Origin of the sequence: Rickettsia asembonensis (genome assembly GCF_000828125.2) — a bacterium.
Taxonomy (GTDB): Bacteria; Pseudomonadota; Alphaproteobacteria; order Rickettsiales; family Rickettsiaceae; genus Rickettsia; species Rickettsia asembonensis.
The window spans coordinates 1-2,086 of sequence record NZ_JWSW01000026.1 but is presented as its reverse complement, the minus strand read 5'-3'; the positions used below and the strand labels follow the sequence as shown (position 1 = coordinate 2,086).

Sequence of the window (2,086 nt, the reverse complement as noted above, 5' to 3'; positions counted from 1 at the left end):
TTATCTCTCAACACTTACAAGATGCTATCCAATTATAATTATGTCCTTGCATTCCACCCATCATAAATTTAACGCCGGTAGCAATTGAACAAAATTTACCGATAATAAGCTTATCAATTTCATCGGACTTATAACGATTATCCTCTGCGTCTAAGTACATAACGCAATCATCAAATGTAGTGCCGTGATAATAACCTGAATAATAAGAATAATCGCCTGCTATAATATGCTTTGATTTAACATGATCTTTGATAAAAATTGAATCACGATAACTATTAAATATTTTCATAAAATTATTTTAAATTTTAACTTCAATATATATTATGGTTAATTATTAAACAAATATATTTTATGAACTCAACATTAAGAATGCTTAAATGTAATAATGAAGCAGAGTGGGAAGCTGCAAAGCATTTCCGTCAAAAATATTTTTTTGGTCCTAATAATACTGAAGATCCTTACACTTGGACATTTAACCATCCGGAGCATATACATTTAGTTTTATCTCATGGCACAGAAATAATAGGTTATTCTCATACTCAGCTATAGCCTGATGAAAGAGCAGCGATGCGTATTATTGTCATTGATGAGCTTAAGAGAAATAATAATTTCGGTAGTAAATTCTTAGAGCTTTGTGAGGAATGGCTTAAATCTAAAAATTATAAAACTCTTCATGCCGAATCTTCGCCTGCAGCATTAGAATTTTATAGAAAAAATGGTTATATGGAAATGCCGTTTAACGATCCTGATGGGTATGAAAGCTTGCCGGATGATACAGCTATGGGAAAGAAATTATGACAATAGAATCTAAGAATCCTCTACAAAATTTAATTTTGTTTGAGAAAGATGCACGGGGCTATGGCTTTGATTGGCCGAATCATGAGATGATTTTAGAGCAGGCTATAGATGAGTGCAGAGAGATAAAAGAAGCTATTGACGATGTCGAGCCGCCGGAAAGAGTGCAGGAAGAAATAGGGGATTTGCTCCATACGGCAATTTCGTTGTGTATTTTTTCAGGGTTTGATGTTGAGGAAACACTTAGCAAAATAAATGAGAAATTTGAGAAACGTATGAAAGCAATAAAAATGCTTACTGAAAATCATAATTTGCCGAATCTACAAGGACAATCCGTAGAATTTATGCTGAAACTTTGGAAAGAAGCAAAAGAGATAACTAAAAAAAGATAATAAAAATATGAAAATTATAACATATGAAGAATTTGAACAAGTGGAGTTACGTTCCGGTACAATCACCAAAGTAGAAGAGTTTCCAAGAGCTAAAAAACCGGCTTTTAAAGTTTGGGCTGATTTTGGGAAAGAAATCGGAATACTACAAACTTCAGCACAAATAACAAAACATTACACACCTGAAATCTTAATAGGTAAGTCCATTGTCGACTGCGTAAATTTAGGTGAGAAAAATATAGCGGGCTTCTTATCTCAATTCTTATTAGTAGGTTTTCCGGATAACAATAACGATATATGCTTAGTTAAAGCTGATCATAAAGTACCTAACGGTCAGAAATTGTGTTAAACCCTAAAAACATTCTCAAATTAACAGTTTTGCTTAGTATATTTTTACTTATTTTATACGGAGTAAATTTTGCTTTGCATTGGCATAATCCCGAAGTAAATAATGAAGTAGCTAATGATATAGGAAATTGTTTATATAAGAATGCTTATAAAAGCATACAGGTTAATTCTATGGGAGTAGCATTCGATATTTCCTATATCCCAAATGCTGAAAAAAACTGTGTTAGCCCGACTTTTCCGGCTATTCATATTAAAACTGGCGATGAGCATAATGCTTGGCTTCATATAGTTCGTACTGATTGCTCGGATAATGAATTACGAGAGTTTATAGACGGTGATATAAAACTCAATTACCCATTTTATACTTTAGAACAAGATTTTTATGATGCACCCTTATGGCGTTATACGCTTTTCTCTAAACCTTTATCTTACTGGATCGGTCACGTTTATGCCGTTAAAGTTGACCACGCACATAAAACAATAAAAATTATAGGCGGTATTAAATGGAGGTTTAAGCTCTCGTATTTTCCCATTAAGGAAGTGTTGAGAGATAA

6 protein-coding genes are annotated in these 2,086 nt (G+C 32.9%); 5 read left to right on the top strand and 1 reads right to left on the bottom strand.

The window, feature by feature from the left end; genetic code table 11:
* Nucleotides 1-7: 7 nt before the first annotated feature.
* Nucleotides 8-289, bottom strand: coding sequence for an LbetaH domain-containing protein (locus SB78_RS03895; protein ID WP_081420940.1), 282 nt, complete (start codon nucleotides 287-289; stop codon nucleotides 8-10).
* Between the two features lie 62 nt (nucleotides 290-351).
* On the opposite strand from SB78_RS03895, the gene SB78_RS10080 reads away from it, so the two are divergent.
* The 5 genes from SB78_RS10080 to SB78_RS10840 all read left to right on the top strand — a co-directional run.
* The gene (locus SB78_RS10080) at nucleotides 352-549 is read left to right on the top strand and encodes a hypothetical protein (protein ID WP_199402751.1); all 198 of its coding nucleotides are present in this window, start codon (nucleotides 352-354) and stop codon (nucleotides 547-549) included.
* An 18-nt stretch (nucleotides 550-567) separates the two neighbouring features.
* Complete coding sequence (locus SB78_RS10075) at nucleotides 568-798, top strand: GNAT family N-acetyltransferase (RefSeq protein WP_052458485.1); 231 nt, start codon at nucleotides 568-570, stop codon at nucleotides 796-798.
* Between the two features lie 86 nt (nucleotides 799-884).
* Nucleotides 885-1,187 carry a MazG nucleotide pyrophosphohydrolase domain-containing protein gene (locus SB78_RS03880; RefSeq protein ID WP_199402759.1) on the top strand — a complete coding sequence of 101 codons (303 nt, stop codon included), beginning with the start codon at nucleotides 885-887 and terminating at the stop codon, nucleotides 1,185-1,187.
* Between the two features lie 7 nt (nucleotides 1,188-1,194).
* Entirely contained in the window at nucleotides 1,195-1,533 is a 339-nt protein-coding gene (locus SB78_RS03875; RefSeq protein ID WP_041078817.1) for a tRNA-binding protein, read from the top strand.
* A 29-nt stretch (nucleotides 1,534-1,562) separates the two neighbouring features.
* Nucleotides 1,563-2,086: hypothetical protein (locus SB78_RS10840; RefSeq protein ID WP_241773724.1), on the top strand; the 524-nt coding region annotated here is incomplete at its 3' end.

Excerpts from the sequence above, each read along its gene's own strand:
- SB78_RS03895 (WP_081420940.1), bottom strand. The coding sequence starts at position 289 with ATGAAAATATTTAATAGTTATCGTGATTCAATTTTTATCAAAGATCAT.
- SB78_RS10080 (WP_199402751.1), top strand. The coding sequence starts at position 352 with ATGAACTCAACATTAAGAATGCTTAAATGTAATAATGAAGCAGAGTGG.
- SB78_RS10075 (WP_052458485.1), top strand. The coding sequence starts at position 568 with ATGCGTATTATTGTCATTGATGAGCTTAAGAGAAATAATAATTTCGGT.
- SB78_RS03880 (WP_199402759.1), top strand. The coding sequence starts at position 885 with ATGATTTTAGAGCAGGCTATAGATGAGTGCAGAGAGATAAAAGAAGCT.
- SB78_RS03875 (WP_041078817.1), top strand. The coding sequence starts at position 1,195 with ATGAAAATTATAACATATGAAGAATTTGAACAAGTGGAGTTACGTTCC.